The sequence below is a fragment of the Collinsella sp. AF19-1LB genome (assembly GCF_003459655.1).
Lineage (GTDB): Bacteria > Actinomycetota > Coriobacteriia > Coriobacteriales > Coriobacteriaceae > Collinsella.
In genome coordinates this window covers 38108-63493 of record NZ_QRWO01000011.1, presented here as the reverse complement: position 1 = coordinate 63493, position 25386 = coordinate 38108, and the positions used below count along the sequence as shown (strand labels likewise).

The 25386-nt window shown below is 59.9% G+C and carries 23 protein-coding genes and 5 tRNA genes; 25 read left to right on the top strand and 3 right to left on the bottom strand.

Annotated elements, in window-relative coordinates; genetic code table 11:
- Positions 1–35 precede the first annotated feature (35 nt).
- The 14 genes from rph (at position 36) to DWX39_RS04595 (ending at position 14047) form a co-directional block, all read left to right on the top strand.
- A complete protein-coding gene (gene rph / locus DWX39_RS04660) occupies positions 36–761 on the top strand; it encodes a ribonuclease PH (protein WP_117758663.1) in 726 nt (241 codons plus the stop codon).
- 143 nt (positions 762–904) lie between these two features.
- A complete protein-coding gene (gene rdgB, locus DWX39_RS04655) occupies positions 905–1546 on the top strand; it encodes an RdgB/HAM1 family non-canonical purine NTP pyrophosphatase (RefSeq protein ID WP_022094898.1) in 642 nt (213 codons plus the stop codon).
- 3 nt (positions 1547–1549) lie between these two features.
- Positions 1550–1996 carry a D-aminoacyl-tRNA deacylase gene (gene dtd / locus DWX39_RS04650; protein WP_089572532.1) on the top strand — a complete coding sequence of 149 codons (447 nt, stop codon included), beginning with the start codon at positions 1550–1552 and terminating at the stop codon, positions 1994–1996.
- A gap of 183 nt (positions 1997–2179) precedes the next feature.
- Complete coding sequence (locus tag DWX39_RS04645; RefSeq protein ID WP_006234957.1) at positions 2180–2476, top strand: Veg family protein; 297 nt, start codon at positions 2180–2182, stop codon at positions 2474–2476.
- A 2-nt stretch (positions 2477–2478) separates the two neighbouring features.
- A complete protein-coding gene (gene ispE, locus DWX39_RS04640) occupies positions 2479–3372 on the top strand; it encodes a 4-(cytidine 5'-diphospho)-2-C-methyl-D-erythritol kinase (RefSeq protein WP_117758662.1) in 894 nt (297 codons plus the stop codon).
- A gap of 52 nt (positions 3373–3424) precedes the next feature.
- Positions 3425–3501, top strand: a tRNA-Pro gene (locus DWX39_RS04635).
- A gap of 112 nt (positions 3502–3613) precedes the next feature.
- Entirely contained in the window at positions 3614–3889 is a 276-nt protein-coding gene (gene tatA, locus DWX39_RS04630) for a twin-arginine translocase TatA/TatE family subunit (protein WP_022094895.1), read from the top strand.
- Positions 3890–3995: 106 nt separating this feature from the next.
- Positions 3996–4466: a transcription elongation factor GreA gene (gene greA / locus DWX39_RS04625; RefSeq protein WP_006234960.1), complete on the top strand. Its 471-nt coding sequence runs from the start codon at positions 3996–3998 to the stop codon at positions 4464–4466.
- Between the two features lie 79 nt (positions 4467–4545).
- The gene (gene lysS / locus DWX39_RS04620; protein ID WP_117758660.1) at positions 4546–6510 is read left to right on the top strand and encodes a lysine--tRNA ligase; all 1965 of its coding nucleotides are present in this window, start codon (positions 4546–4548) and stop codon (positions 6508–6510) included.
- Positions 6511–6928: 418 nt separating this feature from the next.
- On the top strand, positions 6929–8497 hold the full coding sequence (locus tag DWX39_RS04615) for a threonine/serine exporter ThrE family protein (RefSeq protein WP_233508877.1): 1569 nt from the start codon (positions 6929–6931) through the stop codon (positions 8495–8497).
- Between the two features lie 299 nt (positions 8498–8796).
- Positions 8797–11439: an ATP-dependent Clp protease ATP-binding subunit gene (locus DWX39_RS04610; RefSeq protein WP_117758658.1), complete on the top strand. Its 2643-nt coding sequence runs from the start codon at positions 8797–8799 to the stop codon at positions 11437–11439.
- 124 nt (positions 11440–11563) lie between these two features.
- Positions 11564–11923, top strand: coding sequence for a type II toxin-antitoxin system RelB/DinJ family antitoxin (locus DWX39_RS04605; protein WP_117758657.1), 360 nt, complete (start codon positions 11564–11566; stop codon positions 11921–11923).
- Positions 11920–12441 (top strand): PIN domain-containing protein, encoded by a 522-nt coding sequence (locus DWX39_RS04600; RefSeq protein ID WP_158561616.1) that lies wholly within the window; start codon positions 11920–11922, stop codon positions 12439–12441. The genes DWX39_RS04605 and DWX39_RS04600 overlap by 4 nt, the downstream gene beginning before the upstream one ends.
- Before the next feature lie 148 nt (positions 12442–12589).
- Entirely contained in the window at positions 12590–14047 is a 1458-nt protein-coding gene (locus tag DWX39_RS04595; RefSeq protein WP_117758655.1) for an aminoacyl-histidine dipeptidase, read from the top strand.
- A gap of 125 nt (positions 14048–14172) precedes the next feature.
- Here DWX39_RS04595 and DWX39_RS04590 read toward each other — a convergent pair whose 3' ends face one another.
- The 3 genes from DWX39_RS04590 to DWX39_RS04580 form a co-directional block, all read right to left on the bottom strand.
- The gene (locus DWX39_RS04590; RefSeq protein WP_117758654.1) at positions 14173–15477 is read right to left on the bottom strand and encodes a type II toxin-antitoxin system HipA family toxin; all 1305 of its coding nucleotides are present in this window, start codon (positions 15475–15477) and stop codon (positions 14173–14175) included.
- Entirely contained in the window at positions 15478–15909 is a 432-nt protein-coding gene (locus DWX39_RS04585; RefSeq protein WP_117775884.1) for a helix-turn-helix domain-containing protein, read from the bottom strand.
- Positions 15910–16036: 127 nt separating this feature from the next.
- Positions 16037–16615, bottom strand: coding sequence for a manganese efflux pump MntP family protein (locus tag DWX39_RS04580; RefSeq protein ID WP_117758652.1), 579 nt, complete (start codon positions 16613–16615; stop codon positions 16037–16039).
- A gap of 374 nt (positions 16616–16989) precedes the next feature.
- Here DWX39_RS04580 and disA point away from each other — a divergent pair, with 374 nt between their 5' ends.
- The 11 genes from disA (at position 16990) to tuf (ending at position 25120) form a co-directional block, all read left to right on the top strand.
- Positions 16990–18030 carry a DNA integrity scanning diadenylate cyclase DisA gene (gene disA, locus DWX39_RS04575; RefSeq protein WP_369831362.1) on the top strand — a complete coding sequence of 347 codons (1041 nt, stop codon included), beginning with the start codon at positions 16990–16992 and terminating at the stop codon, positions 18028–18030.
- Positions 18030–18758, top strand: a complete 729-nt coding sequence (ispD, locus tag DWX39_RS04570; RefSeq protein WP_117758651.1) for a 2-C-methyl-D-erythritol 4-phosphate cytidylyltransferase — start codon at positions 18030–18032, stop codon at positions 18756–18758. Before disA ends, ispD begins: the two co-directional genes overlap by 1 nt.
- A complete protein-coding gene (ispF, locus tag DWX39_RS04565) occupies positions 18748–19242 on the top strand; it encodes a 2-C-methyl-D-erythritol 2,4-cyclodiphosphate synthase (RefSeq protein ID WP_006234975.1) in 495 nt (164 codons plus the stop codon). Before ispD ends, ispF begins: the two co-directional genes overlap by 11 nt.
- Before the next feature lie 3 nt (positions 19243–19245).
- Entirely contained in the window at positions 19246–20712 is a 1467-nt protein-coding gene (gene cysS, locus DWX39_RS04560; RefSeq protein ID WP_117758650.1) for a cysteine--tRNA ligase, read from the top strand.
- 186 nt (positions 20713–20898) lie between these two features.
- Positions 20899–21813, top strand: a complete 915-nt coding sequence (gene rlmB / locus DWX39_RS04555; protein WP_117758649.1) for a 23S rRNA (guanosine(2251)-2'-O)-methyltransferase RlmB — start codon at positions 20899–20901, stop codon at positions 21811–21813.
- A gap of 3 nt (positions 21814–21816) precedes the next feature.
- Positions 21817–22494, top strand: a complete 678-nt coding sequence (locus tag DWX39_RS04550) for an NYN domain-containing protein (protein WP_006234978.1) — start codon at positions 21817–21819, stop codon at positions 22492–22494.
- Positions 22495–22717: 223 nt separating this feature from the next.
- Positions 22718–22792: transfer RNA gene (locus tag DWX39_RS04545), tRNA-Thr, on the top strand.
- 793 nt (positions 22793–23585) lie between these two features.
- Positions 23586–23667 (top strand) — tRNA-Tyr (locus DWX39_RS04540).
- A 10-nt stretch (positions 23668–23677) separates the two neighbouring features.
- A tRNA-Thr gene (locus tag DWX39_RS04535) sits at positions 23678–23753 on the top strand.
- Positions 23754–23756: 3 nt separating this feature from the next.
- Positions 23757–23833 (top strand) — tRNA-Met (locus DWX39_RS04530).
- A gap of 96 nt (positions 23834–23929) precedes the next feature.
- A complete protein-coding gene (gene tuf / locus DWX39_RS04525) occupies positions 23930–25120 on the top strand; it encodes an elongation factor Tu (RefSeq protein WP_089572520.1) in 1191 nt (396 codons plus the stop codon).
- Positions 25121–25386 lie beyond the last annotated feature (266 nt).

Genomic DNA, 25386 nt, shown 5'->3' with positions numbered 1-25386 from the left:
GCCTTCGCCACACCTTTTGCCGAAAGGATTTTTCTATGGAGTACATGCAGGTCAACCGCGCCAACGGTCGCGCCGCCAACGAGTTGCGCCCCGTTAAGCTCACCCGTGGCGTCATGAAGCACGCCCACGGCTCGTGTTTTGCCGAGTTCGGCGACACGCGCGTGCTTTGTGCCGCCACCATCGAGGAGGGCGTGCCGGGCTGGCGCAAGGGTGCCAAGGCCGGTTGGGTAACCGCAGAGTATGCCATGCTGCCGGCATCGACCGGCAAGCGCTGCAAGCGCGAGCACGCCAACCGCAAGGGCCGCTCCATGGAGATTGAGCGCCTCATTGGCCGCAGCCTGCGTACCGTCGTCAACATGAAGGCGCTCGGCGAGTACACCGTTACCGTCGACTGCGATGTGATCCAGGCGGATGGCGGCACGCGTACGGCGAGCATTACCGGTGCCTGGGTGGCGCTGCACGACGCCCTTGCTATGTGGGTCGAGGCCGGCAAGATCGAGCGCATCCCGCTCACGGGCCAGGTTGCTGCCATCTCTATGGGCGTTGTCGACGGCAATACGCTGCTTGACCTCGATTATTCCGAGGACAGCCATGCCGAAGTCGACATGAACCTCGTCGCCACCGACACCGGTGAGATGATCGAGCTCCAGGGCACCGGCGAGCAGGCGCCCTTTGACCGTAAGCGCCTCAACGCCCTGCTCGACCTGGGCGACAAAGGCATCGCCGAGCTCATCGAGCTCCAGCGCCAGGCCCTCGCCTAACCTGCCAAAAAGGGACAGGTTTATTTTGGCAGGTTTTATCTGGGAAAACGTCGAAGTATAAGACTGCCGTTGATTGAGAGGGGAGAGGCGGAGGCCCTCGTCGCCCTCGGCGCGGCATTGCTATAGAGACAAGGAGACCACTCATGGCACTTGAGAAGATCGACATCGACACCCTCGACCCGGCGGCGACCATTGTCGTGGCAACGGGCAACGCCCATAAGCTCACCGAGATCGAGGCCATTTTGGGCAAGGTCATGCCCGAGGTTCGCTTTGTGGCGCTCGGCCAGCTGGGCGATTTTGAGGACCCCGAGGAAAACGGCACGACGTTTTTGGAGAACGCCATCATCAAGGCGCAGGCTGCCGTCGAAGAGACGGGGCTCATGGCCATTGCCGACGATTCGGGCTTGGTCGTCGACGCGCTTGACGGCGAGCCGGGCGTGTATAGCGCGCGCTATGCGGGCGTGCACGGAGACGATGCCGCCAACAACGCCAAGCTTCTCGTTAACCTGGAAGGCGTGGCGGACGAGGACCGCACCGCGCGCTTTATGAGCGTCGTTGCGCTTATCGACACGGATGGTCTGGTCACCTATGGCGAGGGCGCCTGCGAGGGCGTTATCGCACACGAGGGCCGCGGCGATCACGGCTTTGGCTATGACCCGCTGTTCCTGCCGGTCGACACGCCGGGCAAGACCATGGCCGAGCTGACGGCGGACGAGAAGAACGCCATCAGCCATCGTTTCCACGCGCTCGAGCATCTGTCCGCCAAACTGACGGGCGAGGAGTAGGCCGTGCGTGCGGTGGTGCAGCGCGTACTCAACGCCGGCGTGACGGTCGACGGCGAGTGCGTGGGCAAAATTGGGCGCGGCTATCTGGTGCTGCTGGGCGTGGGCCACGGCGACACGCGCGCCGAGGCCGATAAGCTGTGGGGCAAGCTCCGGGGCTTGCGCATCAACGAGGACGAGAACGGCAAGACCAACCTGGCACTTGCCGATGTCGACGGCGAGGTGCTCGTGGTGTCGCAGTTCACGCTGTTCGCTGACTGCCGCCACGGTCGCCGTCCGTCGTTTACCGATGCAGGCGCGCCCGATGTTGCCAACGAGCTCTACGAGTACTTCCTGACGCTCGTTCGTCAAGATGTCGAACACGTGGCGCACGGCATCTTTGGCGCCGATATGAAAGTCGACTTGGTCAACGACGGCCCATTCACCATCGTCTTGGACACGGACAACCTTTAGGTTACGCGGTTTTACCAAACCGCGTAACAACTGGTCATGCGAGGTTGTCGTCTGGTACGTATTTGGGACGGGGTTTATTTAGCTACTTGCATATGGCGGCAGCAGGGTGCTATAGTATTAGAGTTTTGTCTATCTTAGGGGTATTATCCCCTTTTTGAATTGCACCTTCTGGAGGCCCTGTTCATGGAAGAGATGGAAGTCAATCACGTCGACGACATCCACGAGAAGCTGACCGATATGGTGGGCGATCGCGTCAAGGTGAAGGCCAACATGGGCCGCACCCGCGTCGTCGAGCGCATGGGCACCATCAAGAGCGTCCACCCCGCCGTCTTTATCGTCGAGGTTGACGAACGTCGCGGCCGCAAGTCGCGTCAGTCCTACCAGTATATCGATGTCCTCACCGGGCAGGTCGAGCTGTTCGACCCCGAGAGCGGTGAGCACATTTTTACCCCGCTCGGCAATCAGCTCGAGGAGCACTAACGGTGACCGATCGGTCCCTGACTCTTTCCGCGCCGGCAAAGATTAACCTCTACCTGGGGGTTCATACCGAGCGCGATGACCGCGGCTACCACAGGGTCGATTCCCTGATGGCAGCCGTCGGTCTTTCCGATTCCGTGACGGTCGCGCCGGCGCAGGCGCTGACCGTCCAGACGGTTCCGGCATCAGATTTTCCCATGCAAAAGAATACGGCGTATCGGGCTGCGGTTGCTATGGCCGAGCATTATGGTCGCGAGGCAAACATCTGCGTGACGATTGAGAAGCGCATTCCATTGTGCGCCGGCTTGGGCGGCCCCTCGACGGATGCGGCCGCGGTCATTGTCGCCTTGGCGGAGCTCTGGGGAATTGATCGCACCGACCCCGCGCTCGACGACATTGCGCGGGGTATTGGTGCTGACGTCCCGTTCTTTTTGCACGCGAGCCTTGCGTTCTACGTAGGTGGGGGAGACGTGCTGGCAACTGAGTATCCCGCGCTGCCCGCAACGCCCGTCGTGTTGGTCAAGCCGCGCGAGGCAAGCGTTTCAACAATTGAAGCCTATCGACGTTTTGACGAGGCTCCGGTGCCTGCAGACAAGCCCGGCGCGATAGCTTCTGCCTTGCATGCTGGTGATGCCGAGACGGCATATGCGCTCATCCATAACAACCTAGGTGTCATTTCCGCACAGATGGAGCCGCAGATTCAAATGGTTCTCGATTGGCTGCGTAAACAGGACGGCACCGTTGCTGTAGATGTGTGCGGATCGGGTGCCTGCTCATTTGCCATTTGCGACACCGCCGCCACGGCCGAAAGGCTTGCCGACGCTGCCCTGCAAAACGGCTGGTGGTCCTGCGCGACGGAGCTCATTCCCAACACGGTTCGCATCGAAGTGCCAAAGTAGTAAAAATTTCTCTAGCACACGACGGAAATCTTTGTTACTATAGTCGAGCTAACGGGTTGTGGCTCAGTTTGGTAGAGCACTGCGTTCGGGACGCAGGGGTCGCTGGTTCAAATCCAGTCAACCCGACCAGAGCATGAGGAGGGATCGCTTCTTGCGGTCCCTTTTTTTAGCTACTGTTGTGATACCGCGATACCCGCGGTATACTCATTCGAGCTTGTCTCGCTGTATTGTGGAGGTCTACATGTTTGGACTGAGGGCTCCTGAGCTCATCATTATTCTCGTCGTTGTCCTGATTATCTTCGGGCCCAAGAACCTGCCGAAGCTCGGCAAGTCCCTCGGCTCTACCGTCAAGAATATCCGCGAGGGTATGGAGGGCGACGATAAGGCCGAGACCAAGCAGGCCGAGGAGGTCGTGGTCGAGCAGTCCGAGGAGGACAAGGAGATCGCTGAGCTCGAGGCCAAGCTCGCTGCTGCCAAGAAGAAGCAGGCAGAGGACAGCGACGCGGACGCAGAGTAGTCCCATCCCTTTGGGGTGAGCACCTGACCGGCTTGCCCGCAGGCTAGCCGGTCTTTTTCGTTTTGTTGACAGTTGATTGTTTGATCAGAGTTGGGGAGATATCCGTATGGACGCAAGCCAGATCGTACTGACCGCTGAGGGCCGCCAGAAGCTCGTCGAGGAGCTCGCTTGGCGTGAGGGCGATTACGCCAAGGAGATCGTCGAGGACATCAAGGAAGCCCGCGCGTTCGGCGACCTTTCGGAGAACTCCGAGTACGATGCCGCCAAGGACAAGCAGGCCCAGAACGCCGCTCGTATTGCCGAGATCCAGGCCATCCTTGCCAACGCTCAGGTTGCTGCCACCACAGGTGATCTGACCGTCTCCATCGGTTCCACCGTTTCTCTGATTGATCCCAACGGTGAGGTCATGGAAGTCACGCTCGTCGGTACCACCGAGACCAACTCGCTCGAGCACAAGATTTCCAACGAGTCTCCGGTCGGCCACGCCATCATCGGTCACGGCGAGGGCGACTCCGTCGAGGTCGTTACGCCTTCCGGCAAGACCCGCGTCTACACCATCGCCAAGATTGCACGCTAGACCACGGTCCCGCGTAAAGGTATGTTTTCGCTCCCTGGGACCGAATCCTGGGGAGCGTTTTAGTTTGAGGAGCTAACTTATGGCAGAGAACCAGAACGCCGCAGATCAGGCATCGACGCTCAACGACGAGCGCGCCACCCGCCTGGCCAAGCGCGCCGCCCTGTTCGAGGCGGGCCAGAACCCCTATCCCGAGCACTCTGAGCTTGAGGACTACGTTGCCGATATCGAGACTAAGTACGCCGAGCTTGCCGATGGCGAGGACACCGAGGACGTCGTGAAGATCGCCGGCCGTGTGGTCGCCAAGCGCGGTCAGGGCAAGATCATGTTCATCGTCGTGCGCGATGCGACTGCCGAGATTCAGCTGTTCTGCCGAATCAACGACATGGACGAGGCTGCCTGGAATACGCTCAAGTCCCTCGATCTGGGCGACATCCTGGGCGTGACCGGCGTGGTCGTGCGCACCCAGCGCGGCCAGCTTTCCGTTGCCCCTAAGAGCGCGACCCTGCTTGCCAAGGCCGTTCGTCCGCTGCCCGAGAAGTTCCACGGTCTTTCCGACAAGGAGACCCGCTATCGCCAGCGCTATGTCGACCTGATCGCCAACGACGACGTTCGCGAGACCTTCCGTAAGCGTTCGCAGATCCTCTCCACCTTCCGTCGCTTTATGGAGTCCGACGGCTACATGGAGGTCGAGACCCCCATCCTGCAGACCATCCAGGGCGGCGCTACTGCCAAGCCGTTCATCACGCACTTCAACGCGCTCGATCAGGAGTGCTACCTGCGTATTGCCACCGAGCTGCACCTCAAGCGCTGCATCGTCGGTGGTTTTGAGCGCGTGTTCGAGATCGGCCGTATCTTCCGTAACGAGGGCATGGACCTTACCCACAATCCCGAGTTCACCACGATGGAGGCCTACCGTGCCTTCTCCGACCTCGAGGGCATGAAGGCGCTCGCCCAGGGCGTTATTAAGGCGGCTAACAAGGCCATCGGCAATCCCGAGGTCATCGAGTACCAGGGCCAGACCATCGACCTTTCTGGTGAGTGGGCCAGCCGTCCCATGACCGACATCGTCTCCGACGTGCTCGGCAAGCAGGTCACCATCGACACGCCGGTCGAGGAGCTTGCTGCCGCCGCACGCGAGAAGGGCCTGGAGATTAAGCCCGAGTGGACCGCCGGCAAGATCATCGCCGAGGTTTACGATGAGCTGGGCGAGGACACCATCGTCAACCCGACATTCGTGTGCGATTACCCCATCGAGGTCAGCCCGCTCGCCAAGCGTTTTGAGGACGACCCGCGCCTGACGCACCGCTTTGAGCTGGTTATCGCCGGCCACGAGTACGCCAACGCGTTCTCCGAGCTCAACGACCCGGTCGACCAGGCCGAGCGCTTTGCCGCCCAGATGGCTGAGAAGGCTGGCGGCGACGACGAGGCCATGGAGTACGACGAGGACTACGTGCGCGCCCTCGAGTACGGTATGCCTCCCGCGGGCGGCATCGGTATCGGTATCGACCGCGTGGTCATGCTGCTCACCAACCAGGCTTCCATCCGCGACGTGCTACTGTTCCCGCACATGAAGCCCGAGAAGGGTTTCCAGTCCGGTGCCGCTGCCGCTAAGGCTGCCGAGGCCGGCAACACCGCGAGCCCGTTCGTCAAGCCGCTCAAGCCCACGGTTGATTACTCCAAGATCGCCGTCGAGCCGCTGTTTGAGGAGTTCGTCGACTTCGATACCTTCTCCAAGAGCGATTTCCGCGCTGTGAAGGTCAAGGCGTGCGAGGCCGTCAAGAAGTCCAAGAAGCTGCTGAACTTTACGCTCGACGACGGCACTGGCACCGATCGTACCATCCTCTCCGGCATTCACGGTTATTATGAGCCCGAGGACCTGGTCGGCAAGACGCTGCTCGCCATCACCAACCTGCCTCCGCGCAAGATGATGGGCATTCCCAGCTGCGGCATGCTCATCAGCGCTATCCACGAGGAGGATGGTGAGGAGCGTCTCAACCTGATCCAGCTCGACGCCTCCATCCCCGCCGGCGCAAAGATGTACTAACTAGTTACGCGGTTCGTAGAACCGCGTAACGGCTCGACGCTGCGCGGGCCGCATTTGGACAATCTGACGTTCAACTTCAAGGGCGCGACCAGAAGGTCAGCGCCCTTTCGTTTCACGTCACCTTGTCTCAAATGCGACCCGCTCGCTGACTTATGCTCAACCTGCGGCGCCATTTTGCTTGAAGGCACCTTGCTCGCTCTGGCGGGCTTTCGCTGTCCGTCCTCTACCTGTGGCGTTGCCCTGGTTGGCACTTAGGGACGTTCCTCTTGTGCCGGCACTTGGGGACGGTCCTAGCCGCCTGGGGTCTACCGGTGCATTGGGGGTTTACGCCTTCCATGCATGACAGTCGTCTGTTTTATGTTTCCTTTAGCCGTCGCTGCCTAGGATGGGAGTTAGTCGGCAGGAAGGGAGCGTCTATATGGACGACGCGAGCGAGCGTGCAATCGAAGAGGACATGCTCGATCAGTTCAACTACTTTGATGATGAGGACGAGGAATTGATCGACCGTCGCGAGCCGGCGGCGCTCGATACTTTCGACCTTGTTGATGAAGAGCCCGACGAGGACGAGGTCGGATCAACGGAGCCCCCACAGTCTTCGCGCCTTGACTCGCTGCTTTCGAGAGCCCCCATGCACCACGGTGTTCGTGCCGGCGCACTCCATATGAAAACAGACTGGCACCAGATCGTGACGGCAGGCGATGAGCTTGCCGTCGATGCGCCGCTCACCGATAAGTCATCCATCATCTGCCGCACCGGTATGCTTATGCTCGCGAGCGGAACGGGTGCCTGGCGTGTACGCGATACCATGAATCGCGTTGCCGCCGTACTCGGTGTCACCGTCCACGTTGACTTAAGTCTTCTGTCGTTTGAGTGCACCTGCATCGAAGATGGCCACTGCTTTAACGAGGTTGTCAGCCTGCCCACAACGGGAGTCAATACCCATCGCATTTGGATGATGGAGAGCTTCCTAAAGGAAATCGAGACGTATGGGCGCCGGTTTACCGTGCACGAATACCACGAGATGCTCAAGACCGTTGAGAGTTCAAAACCCGATTACTCTCCCTGGCAACAGGGCCTTGCGGCAGCTTGTGCTTGCGGCGCCTTCGTCTTTTTGCTCGGCGGCGGCCCTATCGAGATGGCCTGCGCATTCGTAGGCGCTGGTGTTGGCAACTTTGCTCGCTCTCATATTCTCAAGCAGGGTCTTGGCCAGTTTAGCGCGCTGACGATTGGCGTTGCGCTCGCTTGCGTTTCGTATCTGCTGGCATTGCTCGGCCTTGGCCAGGTCGTACCGGGGGCAATGTCGCACCAAGAAGGCTATATCGGCGCCATGCTCTTTGTGATTCCCGGCTTTCCCCTCATTACGGCAGGCCTCGACATCGCTAAGCTCGATATGCGAAGCGGCATTGAGCGTCTTTCGTATGCCGTGTCGATTATTGTGATGGCGACCCTTGTGGGCTGGATGGTTGCAGAGTGTGTGGGGCTGGCACCGGATGATTTTGCCCCGCTCGGCCTTTCGCCGCTTGCCCTTACGCTCCTGCGCGTGGTGATGAGCTTCGTTGGCGTATTCGGCTTCTCGGTGATGTTCAACAGCCCGGTAAAGATGGCCGCGGCAGCTGGGCTGATCGGCGCCGTGTCCAATACCTTGCGCCTTACGCTCGTCGATGCGCCGGCGCTGTTTCCCTTCCTGGGCCTGAGCGTAGGTATGCCTCCCGAGGCGGCAGCGTTTATTGGCGCGCTGGTATCGGGGCTGCTCGCGAGCTTAGCCGAAATCAAGCTCACCTACCCACGTATCGCCCTCACGGTGCCATCGATTGTCATTATGGTGCCGGGCTTGTATCTGTATCGCTCGATGTATTACATGTGCACCTTCGACACGGTCAATATGCTCGGCTGGTTTGTGCGTGCAGTGCTCATCGTGGCGTTTTTGCCCGTTGGCCTGGGTGTGGCGCGTACGCTCACCGACCCTCGCTGGCGCCACACCAGCTAATTGGTGCAAATGAAACTGATCCGCAAAACATGAACGTGGATAATCTCCCGTTTTTGGCCTGTTTACGGGCTCAAAACGGGAGATTATCCACGCTCGTGGAATGGGTGTCCGAAAATCCACGCTCGTTGGGCCGATGCAGACGCACCTGGCAATTCCTTTTTTGTAGACGTTGTCGTATGGCTGCATGCGGAAAAGGCCCCAGCGGTTAACATATACTCCATATGGGTAAAGAGACCAAAGCGCCGCCACGAGTGGCGCTTTGCGTTTGAAAAAAACTAGCTCGTCTAAGAGGAACTAGCATGTTAGACCGTTTTACCGATCGCGCGCGTAAGGTCATGTCCATGGCCAAGCAAGAAGCGCTCGATCTTCACTCAAATAAGGTGGGTACCGAGCACCTGCTGCTCGCACTCGCCAAGGAGGACGAGGGCATTGCCGCCGAGGCTCTGCGTTCGCTCGATATCTCCTACGACGACATCATGGATACCCTCAAAGAGGTCCAGACCACGGTTCCCGAGCCCAGCGAGGAGACCGAGGCTGCCAAGCTTGCCTTTACGCCGCTCGTCATTAGCGTGATGGAGCGCTCCTTCCGCGTGGCGCGTGAGAACAACCAGACCTACGTGTCGACCGAGCACTTGCTGATCGGCATCGTCGAAGAGGGCAACGGCATGGCCATGGACATCCTCATGCGCCTGGGTGTGTCGTCCGCCTCCATCAAAAAGGCTATCGAGAAACTCACCGCCAAGGATCAGGACAAGAAGCGTCCGCTCGCCGGAGCCGGCGCCGGTCGCCCCGGTGCGGGCTTGCCGTTCTTTAGCGGCTCGGATGCCTCTCAGCAAAGGGGGGGCGGCACCGACACGCTCAAGCAGTTCGCCACCAACCTCACGCAGAAGGCGCGCGACGGCGAGCTCGATCCCGTGATTGGCCGCGAAAAGGAAGTCCAGCGCATGATGGAGATCCTTTCGCGCCGCACCAAGAACAATCCGCTTATCCTGGGCGATCCCGGCGTGGGCAAGACGGCTATCGTCGAGGGCCTGGCGCAGCAGATTGCTGCTGGCAATGTGCCCGAGAATCTTATGAACCAGAATATCTGGACGCTCGATCTGCCGGGTCTTGTCGCGGGTGCCAAGTATCGCGGTGAGTTTGAGGAGCGCCTCAAGAACGTGATCCAGGAGGCGACCGAAGCCGACGACGTCATCTTGTTTATCGACGAGATGCACACCATCATCGGTGCCGGTTCTGCCGAGGGTTCTATCGATGCGAGCTCTATGCTCAAGCCCGTGCTCGCGCGCGGTGCTTTCCAGATCATTGGTGCCACCACGGCCGAGGAGTTCCGTAAGTACCTCACTAAAGATCCGGCCTTTGAGCGCCGCTTCCAGACCATCGATGTCGAGGAGCCGAGCGTCGAGGACACGGTCAAGATCCTGACCGCGCTCAAGCCGCGCTACGAGGAGCACCACCATGTGCGCTATACGCAGGGTGCTATCGAGGCCGCCGCGAACCTTTCCAACCGCTACATTCAGGATCGCTTCCTGCCCGATAAGGCCATCGACCTCATTGACGAGGCCGGTGCCCGCGCCCGCATCGCCGCCAACCGCGCGCCCGAGCCGGTGCGCGAGGCCGAGCATCGCATAGAGGAGCTCAAGGCCGCCGCGCAGGAGGCCACCGAGAGCGACGACATGAACAAGGCCGCCGAGATCACCGAGCAGCAGAAGGCTGCCGAGATTGAACTCGCCGAGGCCAAGGCTGCCTGGACCGCCGAGCTCGACGCCAGCCCGCTCACCATCGATGTGAGTCAGATCGCCGATATCGTGTCCGTGACTTCGGGCGTGCCGGTATCCTCGCTTACCGAGAGCGAGAGCCGGCGCCTGCTGCAGACCGAAAGCGTGCTCAAGACGCGCATCATCGGTCAGGATGAGGCTGTCGAGGCCGTTGCCAAGGCCGTGCGCCGCAGCCGCTCGCCGCTCAAGGACCCGCGTCGCCCCGGCGGCAGCTTTATCTTCCTTGGTCCCACCGGCACGGGCAAGACCGAGCTTGCCAAGACGCTCGCCGAGTACCTCTTTGGCAGCAAGGACGCACTCATCAGCTTCGACATGTCCGAGTTCGGTAGCGAGTTCGAGGTCTCCAAGCTCATCGGCAGCCCTCCGGGTTACGTCGGTCACGACGAGGGCGGCCAGCTCACCAAGGCCGTTCGTCGCCACCCGTACTCGGTCGTGCTGTTCGACGAGATCGAGAAGGCACACCCCGATATCTTCAACATCCTGCTGCAGGTGCTGGAGGAGGGTCGCCTGACTGATAGCCAGGGCAAGACGGTCGACTTCCGCAACACCGTGATCATCATGACGTCCAACGTGGGCGCCCGCGAGATCGCACAGGATGCGAGCGTTGGCTTTGGCACCACCGGCGAGCAGGGCCTCACCTCGAGTGAGATCCGCGGCCGCGCGATGGGCGAGCTCAAGCGCCTGTTCCGCCCCGAGCTGCTCAACCGCATCGATGACATCGTGGTGTTCCAGAAGCTCTCGGGCGAGAATCTCACCAAGATCGCGCACCTGCTGGTGGACGATCTGCGTCAGCGTTTGATTGCCAACGGCATGAACATCAAGCTCACCGATGCGGCCTATGACAAGATCGTGGCCGAGGGCACCGACCTCACCAACGGTGCGCGTCCGCTGCGCCGTGCTATTCAAAAGCTCATCGAGGACCCGCTGTCCGAGGAGCTTCTGGCCGGTGAGTGGGGCGAGGGCGATACCGTCCTGTGCGACGTGGCCGATGGCAAGTTCGTCTTTAGCCACGGCACGGGCGAGATTCCGGCACCGCGTCCGGCGGGCACGCTCGGTGGCGATACCGCCCCGGCGGCACCGCACACTGGCAGCGCCGCGCCCGTAAGTGGCGGCGTGACCTCGGGCCCCGGCGGCATGATGCAAGCCGGCTCTGGTGCGCTGTAGGGATTAAACATACCTTGTATAACGGGGGCGTTTCCGATAAGGAAGCGCCCTCATTTCTATTGAAATGCGCTTCAATCTGCTGTGCTATACTAAAATCGAGATTTAGTATAGCAAAGGAGCTGATATGCCTACGTCAATACTCGACACGCGGCCAGTTCAGATGAACGTGCGTATAGATCGCCAGCTCAAAGAGGCGGGAGACGCCGTCCTGACTCATATTGGCATGACGCCGTCACAAGCCGTTCGGACACTTTGGGAGTATCTGGTCGTTAACGGACGCATGCCCTCGAAGGGAGACGCGGCGGCTCCGGTTTCTGACGGAGTGGAGCCCCAGCGCATGGAGTCAAGGGCCGCGCAAGGCAGCCATATCGTTCGCGATTCGTGCCTCAAATACGGCATCCCCATCCCTGAGTTCTCGGGAGACTATGACGACCTCTATGAGGAGGCCATGGCGGAGCGCTATCCCGAATGGGTGGAACTATGAGCACAGAAGGCGTCCTCAAGCTGTTAATCGATACCAACGTATGGATGGATTATTTGTCTGGCAGGTCCGACCGTACGGCAAATGTCGTCCATCTGATCGAGATTGCCGACGCCTCGGAGCGGATTGCCCTGTTTGCCTCGTCGCTTTCGGTCAAAGACGTTTCATATCTTGTCTCGGCGGCAATCAAGCAGGAGTGCCGAAGAAAGACTGGCTCACTGAGCGATAACGCCATTGCGGCGGCAGACGAAACGGCTTGGGCATGCGTTCGACAGATGCGCGAGCTAGCCCTCATCGCCCCGGTCGGTGCAGACGAGGTCTTCGACTCCTTTGTGTTCAAGTACCACCACAATGACTTTGAGGACGACCTGATGCTGGGCGTCGCCAATCGCATTGATGCCGATTACGTTGTGACGGAGGACAAGAATCTTATTAAACATACCAATGGTGTATGCATTAATGTTCAACAGGCGTTGAGGTTGGTTGAAGGATTCAACGTCCCTTCGGCGCGGCCCGTCTAACCTGCTTTATCTTAATAAAGTGGCGTCTCCCCACCGTTAGCCGATGATGCAAGGGCGCTCGGCGTTTTCGACTGGTTTATGCACGCAAAGTCTGGGAATATACAAGGCGCATGTCTTACTGTCTAACCAGTTGCGCCAAGGAGGCACCATGGATTACAAGATCACCGGCTACGAGCCCGCCCAGCTGTTCCATTTCTTTGAGGAGGTCAGCGCGATCCCCCGTGGGTCTGGCAACGAGAAGGGCATCAGCGATTTCCTGGTTGCGTTTGCCAAGGAGCGCGGCCTCGATGTGTACCAGGACGAGGTCTACAACGTCATCATTCGCAAGCCCGCTTCTGCCGGCGCCGAGAATGCCCCGACCGTGATGCTGCAGGGCCACATCGATATGGTGTGCGACAAGTTGGGCTCTGTTGAGCACGACTTTACGACCGACGGTATCGACCTGGTCGTCAAGGACGGCGTCCTCACCGCTAACGGCACCACCCTGGGCGCCGACAACGGTATTGCTGTCGCTCTGATGCTTACTGTGCTCAACGACGATTCGATCGTTCATCCCGCCCTCGAGTGCGTATTCACCACCGACGAGGAGACTGGCCTGGTCGGCGCCGAGACGCTCGACAAGTCCCAGATTAGCGCCCGCACCATGATTAACCTTGACTCCGAGGAAGAGGGCGTTGCCACCGTCAGCTGCGCCGGCGGCGTCGTTGTTACCTACACCTGCCCCATCGTGCGCGAGCACAAGACCGGCAGCACCCTCACGCTCGACATCTCCGGCCTACTGGGTGGTCATTCCGGCAGCGATATCCACCTGGAGCGCGGCAACGGCAACCTCATCATGGCCCGCATCATCGACCGCCTGATGGTCGCCGGCGAGCCCGCCATCGTTAGCTTTAACGGCGGCACTAAGGACAACGCCATCAACCGTGAGTGCAAGGCCGAGCTGGTTTACGCCGACCACGCTGCCGCCGAGGCCGCGGCCCAGATCGCAAAGGACATCATCGCCGACGTCACTGCCGAGCTCGAGGTCTTCGACCCCGGCTTTACCTGCACCGTCGAGATTGCCGACGACGCCGAGGTCGAGGCCATGGATCAGAAGTCCGCGCTTGCCCTCATCCGCGCCCTGCGTCTTGCCCCTAATGGCGTGATTCGCCGCAACGTCGCCACCGACGGCTCCGTCGAGGTTTCCTCCAACATCGGCGTGGTCGCCACTTCCGACGACCAGGTCAAGATCATGCTGTCCCCGCGCTCCTCGATCACCTCACTGCAGAACGAGTTCAAGGACCGCCTGCAGACGCTGGCCGATGTCTTGGGCTTCGACGCCAAGTTCGAGTTCGAGTATCCCGGCTGGAGCTATGCCGAGCATTCGCCGGTCCGCGACGTTTTTGTCGAGAGCTATCGCGAGCTCTTTGGCTCCGAGCTGCGCATCGAGTCCATTCACGCTGGCCTTGAGTGCGGCCTGTTTGCTGAGGCCCTGCACGGCCTGGACGCCATCGCCGTGGGCCCGACGCTCTCCGATGTCCACACCCCGGACGAGAGCATGGAGCTCGCTTCTGCCGAGCGCTTCTACGAGCTGCTCATCGACGTCCTCAAGCGCCTTGCCGCGTAAGGGTCGCGCTAGCAGCAGTTCGAGCCACGTGCTAGCGGATTGCAAATGACATTACGAGAGGGGGCATCCGAACTTTTGCGACGGGTGCCCCCCTCTTCTTTTAAGAAATGTGGATTGATTGGCGCCTAGCCCATATCCGCCTTGATGAGGTCGAGGGTGCGCTGGCAGTTTTCGCGGACGGGGCCGAGCATGTGCTCGCGCAGGTCCGCCATGCCGGGCAGGTCGGCGTGTTCGTCCATGATCTCTTCCATGCAAATGGGCACCTCGTAGGCGAGGTCCATCATGGTCGCAAAGCAAAACTTCTCGGATAGCCCGGCATCGGTGAGCGCCGCCTCCAGCGCGGGGTCGCCCATACCGTGGTATCGGCGGATAGCGCCTGGACCGATGCGCCCCACTCGATTTTCGCCGCCAACGCTCATGGCAAGGCGCGCCCGGCGGCGCATACGCTCGTACGCCAAGCCCGATGCGACATCGTACATGGGTGCGAGCGCTGCGTTTGTGCCTTTACCTAGGATGAGCGAGTAGTTTTTAGCGTGTGCGTCAGGCGCTCCGATAATGGCGTTATAGAACAACATATAGGTAAAAAGCACAAGATTCATGTGGTGGGGGACTGTGTTAATCAGTCGTTCTTGGATGTCTCGTGTGGTTGGTCCTCCGTCGGCGGTGTATTTCTGGCTTGGCAATACACCGAGCGCCTGGCAAAAGTCCTCCTGATGCAGCCTTTCGATATTTCCGCTGCTATTGACCATTCTGTCGTACCGTTCAACGACGAGCGCGGCTTCGTCTTCAAATGTGCAATAGGAGACGTTGGCAGTTGGAATGCCAACACGCCGAGCCGTTTTCATGCAGACGAATTCGTTTAAGGCCTGATGTTTGAACCCAACGACACCATTTTTGAAGATATGGGTAGTGGGGGATGACCCTAGACATTCGCACCATTGGCCATCATGCCAAGCTAGTGCAAATTTGCCTTGGTTGCCGCCCAGGGACCAGCTTTCGTTGGAGCCCATCCATGTCTCTCTTTCGTCATCGCGAATTGCTTTGAGCTTGTGAGCGATTTGAGAATTGGTAAGCGGGCGGTATGCCGAGACCCTGCCGCGGGCGGCGCCTAATTGATCGGTTCGACAAAACTGAACGGCCCCTGCGCAGTCAAGACCGATATGGCACAAGAGGGCGACGGGGTTGTTGGATGCAACGTCATACTCGGCGGCAATAGCGCGACGCTGCTCTTGACTGTCGGGCAAAAGGCCAAATAGGAACGGGCGGACGATGTTATGGCCATACGTGCGATTGGAAAGCGGCATTGTTAGCGATAGCGGTGCTCCGCGATAGGTTGGGGCGTATACAAAGCTGCAGAGTCCATGCTTGTCTTGCCGGAGAGTGCCTGCGATTTCGCCACAAATGAGGGTTGCAAGCTCCATCTCTGCCATTTATTTCACAACCTTACAGCCAAAGGAGAGGCCTGAAGTGCCGGAAAGGCCTTGCTCGGCTGCGATTTGGGCCAGCAAGGCACCATAGGAAGATGGCGTTCCCTGTCGAGCGGGTCGTCTGCCTACGCTTGGCTTTGGCAGGGCATTCGAGTTCGCGATAGGGAGGTCCGCTTTCGTCGTCGGATGTTCGGAGGGCGATGCGATGGAGTCGTTATCGCTTTGCGCAAAGAGACCTATGCCGAGTGCATTAAAGACGGACAGCAACTTGTCGAGCCGAATACCCGTGGCGTCTCCTAGCTCGAGCGATGCGAGCAGGCGCTCCGAAACGCCGGCTTTTTTAGCGAGGGCCGCACGGGTGATTTCCTGCGACTCGCGTGCCTGACGCACATAGATGCCAGCTTGGCGTGGTGTGGTGATGGGAAGGGTATCCATGGCGATCTCCAACATGCAGACTTTTGCATATCAGTATGACATGCAAAAGTCTGCACGAAAAGGCCTCATGCAAAACTTTGCATGAGGCCTTGTACTGGCGTTGAGTTTTGAGCGATTGTGTTTGGCGTTACAGCGCCAAAATCCCCAGATGCTCAAGCAAGATCTTAAGTCCGATGAGGATGAGCACGATGCCGCCCACGATGGTGGCAGGTTTTTCGTAGCGCGCGCCAAAGGTGTGGCCGATCGCTACGCCGGCGACGGAGAAGATAAACGTTGTGACGCCGATAAGCGATACAGCGGGAACGATGTCAACCGAGAGCGCCGCAAATGAGATGCCTACGGCTAGGGCGTCGATTGAGGTGGCGATGGCGAGGATCAGGTACTCGCCCAGGTCAATCTTTTCGGCATCCTTGCCGTCGCCTTCATTCTCGTCCTCGGTAAAGGCTTCCCACAGCATTTTGCCGCCGATAAAGGCCAAAAGGATAAAGGCAATCCAATGGTCGATGGGTCCGATGATGCCCATGAATTGACTGCCAAGCGCCCATCCGATTACGGGCATGCCGGCCTGAAAGCCGCCAAAGAACAGGCCGAGCACCACGGCGACTTTAAGGTTGATCTTCTTCATGCCAAGGCCCTTGCAGATGGATACGGCAAAGGCATCCATCGAAAGGCCAACGGCGAGCAGCACGAGCTCTGCGAGTCCCATAGTCTGGCTCCCTCTCTGCGGGCGGGCCCGCGTGTACCTCTTGGGGGAGTAACAAAAAAGACCCGTGGCGTACGCGTTGCGCGCACAGCCACGAGTCTCGTTCATTAAGGCAAGCCAGGCCGCATCGGCCAGTGTGTTGACTTGCCGCGCCACCGGAGGCGAACCCGATCACGCGACTACTCCCTCATTTATGCGAATCCCGATGCTACCACATAAGCAGCTCATTTGGATTGGGGCTCTCAGCTGTGTTCGCTCATTCTGTAAGCATCGGATTTTGCGGGCGTCACAGAGGCAAACCGTGAGAAACTTATTGACGTTTATGGAGCGTATACGATGGGAGCGATGCCTTGGATAAGAACGAGCTGCAAAAGCGTATGGAACAGGCCATCCGCCTGACGGCACCTGGCCAGCCGATCCGCACCGCCCTCGACATGATCATTGCTGGTCACCTGGGCGCTCTTATTTGCGTCGGCGACACCGAAAACGTGCTCGCTGCTGGTAACGACGGCTTCCCGCTCAACATTTCGTTTACCTCGAACCGCCTGTTCGAGCTTTCCAAGATGGACGGCGCCATCGTCATCGACGGCGACCTCACCCAGATCCTGCGCGCCAACTTCCACCTCAATCCCGATCCCTCGCTTGCCACGAGTGAGACGGGCATGCGTCACCGCACCGCCGCCCGCATGTCGGTGCTCACGGATGCCATCGTGATCTCGGTCTCGGCCCGTCGTGCCGTCGTCAACGTGTACGTTCACGGCAAGAGCTACGAGATCCAGCCCGTCACCACCATCATGAGCTCGGTCAACCAGCTCGTCGCCACGCTCCAGACTACCCGTCAGTCGCTCGACCGCTCCCTGCTGCGCCTGACGGCCCTCGAGCTCGACGACTACGTTACGCTCGCCGACATTACCGGGATTTTCTCGAGCTTCGAGATCATGCAGCAGGCAAAGACCGAACTTAAGGATTGCATTGTCAAGCTGGGCAACCAGGGCAAGCTCGTGCAGATGCAGCTCGAGCAGCTCGCCGGCTCCAGCATGGATACCGAGTACGACCTGATGATTCGCGACTATGCGAGCGATTCCTCCGAGGCCAATGCCGAAAAGATCCGCGCCAACCTGAGCCGTATGACGCCCAAGGACTTGTCCGACCCGCAGCATGTGGCGGCGGTTCTGGGTTACGACGACCTGGACGAGGACTCCGTCATGACACCGCTGGGCCTGCGCACGCTTTCGCGCGTGTCCGTCGTGCGCGACGGCGTGGCCGAGAAGATCGTCGACGAGTATGGATCGCTGCAGGAGCTCATGGACGACATCAGCGAGGATCCGGAGCGCCTAGGCGACTTTGGCGTCAACAACCCTGCCATTCTTGCGGACTCCCTGTACCGCATGAAGGGCACCAAACAGGGGAACGCATAATGGCGCCCGTATGCGCCGTGGTCGTTGCCGGCGGCAGTGGCCAGCGCTTTGGAAATCCCGGCGGCAAGCAGCTCGTTAACGTGGCGGGCCGTCCGCTCATGAGCTGGTCTATCCGCGCATTTGACCGTAGCAATAAGGTCGGCCACATCGTGGTGGTGTGTCCTTCCGAGCGCCGTGCCGAGATGCGCCGCCTGGCCATCGACCCGTTTGACTATGACACGCCCATCAGCTTTGCCGATGCCGGCGAGACCCGCCAGGATTCCACCCGTGCCGGCGTGCATGCGGCTCCGGCGGGTTTCGAATATGTCGCCATCCACGACGGCGCCCGTCCGCTCATTACGACCGAGGCCATCGATCATGCGATCGACGTGCTTGTGGGCGACCGTGCCCTCGACGGCGTCGTGTGCGGCCAGCCTGCCATCGACACGCTCAAGATCGTCGATGGCGACAACATCGTCGAGACGCCGCCGCGCGAGCTCTATTGGGCCGCGCAGACGCCGCAGATCTTTAGCGTCGACGCCATGAAGCGCGCTCACGCCGCTGCTATCGCCGAGGGCTTTATCGGCACCGACGATTCATCGCTGGTCGAGCGCATGGGCGGGCGCGTCCGCTGTGTCCAGAGCCCGCGCGATAACCTTAAGGTGACGGTGCCCGAGGACCTGCGTCCCGTAACCGCGATTCTGCTCGGTCGCATGGCCGAGGGAGAGGACCTTCCCCATGTTCAGTAACCTGCGCATTGGCCACGGCTACGACGTCCACCGTTTGGTGGAGGGGCGTCGATGTATCATCGGCGGGGTTGACATTCCCTACGAGCGCGGCCTGCTGGGCCACTCGGATGCCGATGTGCTCGCGCACGCCTTGGCCGACGCCATTCTGGGCGCCTGCCGCGGGGGAGATATCGGCAAGCTATTCCCCGACACCGATCCCGCCTACGAGGGTGCCGATTCGATGGTGCTGCTCGCTCGCGTGATGGACTATGCGCGCGAGCTTGGCTTTGAGTTTGTCGATGCCGATTGCACCATTGCCTGCCAGCAACCCAAGATCACTCCGCACCGCGATGCCATGCGCGCCAACCTTGCCCATGCCCTGGGTGTCGACGTCGAAAACGTGGGCGTCGCCGCCACCACGACCGAAAAGCTCGGTTGGGAAGGCCAAGGCGAGGGAATTGGCGCCTGGGCCGTCTGCCTGCTACAGAAAACCGTTAAGGAGTAACGAATGCGTATCTACAACAGCGCTACCCATAAAAAGGAAGAGTTCCAGCCCATCGAGTCCGGCAAGGTTCGCATGTACGTGTGCGGCCCCACGGTCTACGACAACATCCACATCGGCAATGCTCGCACGTTCATCAGCTTTGACGTGATTCGTCGCTGGCTCATCGCGAGCGGCTACGAGGTCACGTTCGCCCAGAACCTCACCGATGTCGATGACAAGATCATCAAGCGCGCCAACGAGCAGGGCCGCACGGCCGCCGAGGTCGCGACGGAGTTCTCCGACAAGTTCATCGGCGTCATGCGTGCCGCCAACGTGCTCGATCCCGATGTGCGCCCCCGCGCCACCAAGGAGATCGGCCCCATGATCGCTATGATCAAGACGCTTATCGAGCAGGGCCATGCCTACGCCGCCGATAACGGCGACGTGTACTTTGCCGTGCGCAGCGATCCCAACTATGGTCAGGTTTCGGGCCGCAACATCGACAATCTGATGGTTGGCGCGCGCATCGAGGAGAACGAGGACAAGAACGACCCGCTCGACTTTGCCCTGTGGAAGGCCGCCAAGCCCGGCGAGCCCAGCTGGCCGAGCCCCTGGGGCGAAGGCCGTCCCGGTTGGCACACCGAGTGCGCCGCCATGGTGCATCGCTACCTGGGCACCCCGATCGACATCCACGGCGGCGGCTCCGACCTTGCCTTCCCGCATCACGAGAACGAGTGTGCCCAGGCCACCTGCGCCTGGCACCAGGGTTTCTCCAACACCTGGATGCACACGGGCATGCTGCTGGTAGACGGCGAGAAGATGTCCAAGTCGCTCGGAAACTTCTTTACGCTGGCCGAGGTGCTCGAACAGCACTCTGCTGCGGCCCTGCGCCTGCTGATGCTGCAGACGAGCTATCGCTCGCCGCTCGACTTTTCTTGGGAGCGCCTGGAGGGTGCCGAGAACTCGCTTACGCGTATCGCCGGTACGGTCGAGAACCTGCGCTGGGCCGCGAACCATGCGGCGGCCGATGCCGATGAGGCAGCATCTGAGGCGTTTGCCGCCAAGGCCGCCGAGACCCGTGCCGCCTTTAAGGAGTGCATGGACGACGACTTTAACACTGCCGGTGCCATGGGTGCTGTCTTTGGCTTTGTGACCGAGTGCAACCAGTACCTGGAGCAGGCGGGCGATGCTGCCGACAAGGCCGCTGCGCTTGCTGCTGCCGATACGCTGGTCGAGCTGCTCGATACGTTTGGCGTCGAGCTCCCCGAGCCCAAGGTCGAGTTGCCGCTGGGCCTGCTGGGCGTTGCCGCCGGCCTGGTCGCCTACACGGGTGACGACGTGGACGAGGCCGCTGCCAAGATTCTCGAGGCCCGCGCCGAGGCCCGTGCCGCCAAGAACTGGGATCTGGCCGACGCCATCCGCGACCAGCTCAAGGACCTCGGGCTGACGATTGAAGATACCGCCGCCGGCACCCGTATCAAATCTCTCTAATCCCCGCGGGTTTCCCAAGCGCCCGACCTTGCCGTTCAAACCGTCGCTCGCGTACTCAAGTACGCGTCGCTCCTCTTTCACGGCCATCTCGGGCACTTGGAAAACCCGTACCGACCGCCCGAATTAATATTCATGGGCGGTCGTTTATTTTGTTTCGTTTGATAATTGTGTTAAGGAGGCCGTTTTATGGCCGACAATCGCAAACGTGCACCGCGTGGAGGCAAGCAGGCTGCTTCTGGCTCGCGTCCGATTCGCTGCAACGACCGCGCTGCCGCTCCCAAGGGCCAGCGCGAGCGCTCACAGGCTGCTCGCTCGCAGCGCGAGCGTAGCCGCGATAACGTCGAGGTTCCCAAGGGCGAGTTTATCGAAGGTCGTCGTGCTGCCGCCGAGGCGCTACGCACTGGTTTTCCCATCAAGTGCGCGCTCATCGCCGAGGGCGGGGAGCGCGATGCTGCCTTGTCGCGCCTGGTCGACGATCTCAACGCCGCGGACGTCCGCATTAAGTATGTGCCGCGCGCGCAGCTCGATGCGCTGTCGAGCCATGGCGCTCATCAGGGCATTGCGCTCGAGGTGGGTAATTTCCCCTATGCGGACGTCGCCGATATCCTTGACCGCGCGGGTGACGGCCCGGCGCTCGTCGTCGTACTCGACCATGTGACCGACGACGGTAACTTTGGTGCCATCGTGCGCTCTGCCGAGGTCGTGGGCGCGGTGGGCGTCATCATTGCCAACAAGCGCGCCGCCGGTGTGACCGTGGGCAGCTACAAAACCTCTGCTGGTGCCGTTATGCATCTGCCCATCGCACAGGTTCCCAACATCGCTCGAGCGCTCGACGACCTCAAGGCTGCTGGCTTTTGGGTGGGCGGTGCTTCCGAGCACGCCGAGGGCAGCTGCTGGGATGCTCCCTTCGAGGGCCGCGTTGCGCTCGTCATGGGCTCCGAGGGCGACGGCATCTCGCGCCTGGTGCTCGAGAAATGCGACTTTTTGACCAAGCTTCCCCAGCGCGGCATGACCGAGAGTCTCAATGTGGCCCAGGCGACCACCGCGCTGTGCTTTGAGTGGCTGCGCCGCAATGCCGGCGAGCTCATGGGGGAGGAGTAGCGCATGTCCAAGAAGAACCGCGCCAAGTCCAAGGCCAAGCGCTTTGGCGAGGGCTCGGCCAAGCCAATTGTTTCGGCCGCGACCTATGGCGTGGGCGGCAATGCGTTTGCGCAGGCTATCGCCGATCCGGTCTCGACGGTGCACTCCAATAAGCCCGAGCTGCTGGTGGTCGACGGCTACAACGTGATTCACTGCACGCCGCGCTACGAAAAGCTCGTGTACGACCATTCCGACGATCCGTATTCCAGCGACGTCCACGATATGGCTCGTACTGCGCTCATCAACGATGTCGCGGCGTTTGCCCAGGGCCGTTACGAGGCCGTGATCGTGTTCGACGGCGCGGGCAACATCTCCAGCGAGCGCCCCAACCTGCCGGCCCGCGGCGTGCGCATCGAGTTTTCGCCGACGGGCGTCTCTGCCGATACCGTGGTGCAGAAGCTCTGCATCGAGGCGCGCGAGGAAGGTCGCGCGTGCTCCGTGGTGTCGAGCGACGGCACGATCCAGGCCGTCGTCATGGGCAAGGGCGTCACGCGCATCTCGAGCCGCATGCTGGTGGACGAGATCAAACAGATCGATAACGACGTTCACGAGGCAGAGGAAGCCCCGCAGATCAAGATGACTCTGGGCAGTCGCCTGAGCCCCGATGCCCTGGCCAAGCTCAAGGCCCTGCGCGGCCGGTAGGGGAGTATCCATAGAGACCCGTTTCCCAATTGGCCGGCCCGTTGATTTGTAATCAATGGACTGTGGGTTGCCGTCGCCAATACGAATAGTTTTTGGTTTTGGCGAACGGATAAAACTATTCGTTCTGACGAATAGTTTTGAGATGTGGTCGGTCAAAGGGTCTGTTGCGCCTTGTCAGCAATTCCTTTATTCTTAATTGGCTTCGCGCGAAAGCGCCAAGTGTGCCAGTGTGGCGCAACGGTAGCGCAACTGATTTGTAATCAGTGGGTTGCAGGTTCGATTCCTGTCACTGGCTCCATGAGAGTTTCGGGCTCTGTCTCTATATGGGACAGGGCCCGTTTCTATTTATGTTGACATGTCAGCGGGTTTGACTCCCACCAGGCTTTAGGTTTGTCTCGATCTGTAACACGGGCGGGCTGAAGACCCTCCTTATTGTTACAGATCGAGACATTGCCAAGGGACGGACGATAACATCTCGGTCTGTAACACGAAGAGGCTGAAAACCGTTCTTACTGTTACAGATTGAGACGTAAGCTGGGGTCTCTGCGTAATATCTCGACCTGTAACAGATAGGGGAGAAAATGTTCTCTATATGTTACAGATCGAGACAAAAGCCGTGTCGAGCTCGGCTGCCCCCCCCTGAGCGTGGATTATCGGACGTACGAGCGTGGAAAATCTCCCGCTTAGTGAATGATCGTGGATAATCTGCCACTTTGGCCTTGGGGGCACGCCAATAGTGGGAGATTGTCCACGCTCGATTTCAAACGGAAGAAAATCCACACTCGAATCTGCCACGGAAGCCCGATCTCGACCTATATATAGGTGCAAATAGGCTGTTATCGAAGTTCGATCCTGAAGGTGTACTCCACTACGCCAAAGTGTTACCTTGGGAAATGTCACCTCTGTATCCAAAACCACCGTCCTTCATATCCAAACTCAATAAAACCGCAGGTCACGGCTATATAGATACGCCCGGAACCGTGTATCTAGAGGTTTTCGTTGACAGCCCCCAAGGTTGCATCGTATTATCTTTTTCGTTCGCGGGGGCGGCGGTCCAAAAGACCAAAGGACCTGCGGATACTTGAACGATTGGGAGTTTGCCCGAGTGGTTAATGGGGACGGGCTGTAAACCCGTTGGCTCTGCCTACATAGGTTCGAATCCTATAGCTCCCACCCGTCAAGTGCCTGTATAGCTCAGTCGGTAGAGCACTTCGTTGGTAACGAAGAGGTCACCAGTTCAAGTCTGGTTGCAGGCTCCATCCGGCGGTGTAGCTCAGTTGGTTAGAGCACACGGTTCATACCCGTGGCGTCACTGGTTCGAATCCAGTCACCGCTACCATAGGTAACACGGTGGCTTCTCAATAGTATGTTGAGAGGCCACTATGGTATAAAGGCAAAGTCCCGTCCGGGGACGACCTGTTAAGAGGAGGGCTTTATGGCCAAAGAGAAGTTTGAGCGCACTAAGCCGCATGTTAACATCGGCACCATTGGTCACGTCGACCACGGCAAGACCACGCTGACCGCCGCCATCACCAAGGTTCTCTCCGAGACCGAGGGCTGCAAGGCTGACTTCACTGCGTTCGAGAACATCGACAAGGCTCCCGAGGAGCGCGAGCGCGGCATTACGATCTCCGTCTCCCACGTCGAGTACGAGACCGCTTCCCGTCACTACGCTCACGTTGACTGCCCGGGCCACGCTGACTACGTCAAGAACATGATCTCCGGCGCTGCTCAGATGGACGGCGCTATCCTGGTCATCGCTGCTACCGACGGCCCCATGGCTCAGACTCGCGAGCACATCCTGCTCGCCCGTCAGGTCGGCGTTCCCTACATCGTCGTCTTCCTGAACAAGTGCGACATGGTCGACGATGACGAGCTTATCGACCTCGTCGAGATGGAGACCCGTGAGCTCCTCTCCGAGTACGATTTCCCCGGCGACGACATCCCCGTCATCCGTGGTTCCGCTCTGGGCGCTCTCGAGGGCGACGCCAAGTGGATGGACGCTATCCGCGAGCTCATGAACGCCGTCGACGAGTACATCCCGACGCCTGCTCGTAACAACGACCTCCCGTTCCTGATGGCCGTTGAGGACGTTATGACCATCTCCGGCCGTGGTACCGTTGCTACCGGCCGTGTCGAGCGCGGTGAGCTCAAGCTCAACGAGCCCGTCGAGATCGTCGGCATCAAGGATACCCAGAACACCGTCGTTACCGGTATCGAGATGTTCCGTAAGTCCATGGACTTCTGCGAGGCTGGCGACAACGTCGGTCTGCTGCTCCGCGGCATCAAGCGCGAGGACATCGAGCGCGGCCAGGTTCTCTGCAAGCCCGGTTCGGTTACCCCGCACACCAAGTTCACCGGTGAGATCTACGTTCTGACCAAGGAGGAGGGCGGCCGTCATACCCCGTTCTTCGATGGTTATCGTCCTCAGTTCTACTTCCGTACCACCGACGTTACCGGTACGGTCAAGCTCCCCGAGGGCACCGAGATGGCTATGCCTGGTGACCACATCACCATCGAGGGCGACCTCATCCACCCGATCGCCATGGAGGAGGGCCTGCGCTTCGCTATCCGCGAGGGTGGCCACACCGTCGGTTCGGGCATCGTCTCCACGATCATTGAGTAAATTAGCTCTTTGATATAGCTGACTTAGAGAACCCGGCACTTATTTGGGTGCCGGGTTCTTTTCTGCAATGGATATTGAGCCGTTGCTGGTGTCGAGAGGATCGATAATGGTCCTGGATGCACCGTCGATTAGATCTCGATGGCTTCATTGATGTGTTCCAAATATGAATGGATCCACCGAGAACCAATTGACTCGAGGTTTTCATTGACAGCACTTACGTGGAGCTGATAAAGTAACAACTCGTGCCCGTACGGGGCGGAAATGAA